This window comes from Kitasatospora cheerisanensis KCTC 2395 (assembly GCF_000696185.1).
GTDB classification, from domain to species: Bacteria; Actinomycetota; Actinomycetes; order Streptomycetales; family Streptomycetaceae; genus Kitasatospora; species Kitasatospora cheerisanensis.
Window position 1 is genome coordinate 556,315 of sequence record NZ_KK853997.1, and the last position, 673, is coordinate 556,987.

General features: G+C 74.7%; 1 protein-coding gene. It reads right to left on the reverse strand.

Going from position 1 to position 673, the window contains the following annotated elements:
* Window positions 1-125: 125 nt before the first annotated feature.
* A partial coding sequence (locus KCH_RS02470; protein WP_035858535.1) for a FecCD family ABC transporter permease occupies window positions 126-673 on the reverse strand: 548 nt, incomplete at its 5' end.

A 673-nucleotide genomic window follows, 5' to 3' on the forward strand; every position in this document is an offset into this window, starting at 1 on the left:
GGTGGACTTGCCGCTGCCGTTGGGCCCGATCAGGCCGGCGATCTCGCCGGCCTCGGCGACCAGGTGGACGCCGGCCACCACGTCCCGTCCGGCCAGGGCGACGTGCACGTCGTCGAGGGCGAGTCTCACCGGTTCTCCTGACGTCGGTCGAGCAGGTACAGCAGGACAGGTGCGCCGAGCAGCGCGGTGACCACGCCGATCGGCAGTTCCTGGGTGTCGAGCGCGGTGCGGGCGACGGTGTCGACGGCGGTGAGCAGCACGGCGCCGGTGAGCGCGGACAGCGGCAGCAGGCGGCGGTGGTCGCCGCCGGCGGCCAGCCGGCACAGGTGCGGCACCAGCAGGCCGACGAAGCCGATCGCGCCCGAGACGGCGACCAGGACACCGGTCAACAGGCTGGTGACCACGAAGAGTTCGCGGCGCAGCCGGTCGGGGGCGAGGCCGAGGCCGGCCGCGGTCTCGTCGCCGAGGACGAGTGCGTTCAGGGCACGGGCGCGGGCCTGCAGGGCGACCAGGCCGAGCGCCACGGCGGCGGCGGGCAGGGCGAGCGCGTTCCAGGTGGCGCCGCCGAGGCTGCCCATCAGCCAGAACAGCACGCCGCGGGTCTGCTGTTCGTCGCCGGCCCGGAGCACCAGGTAGCTGCAGATCCCGGCGAGGAACTGGCCGACGGCGATGC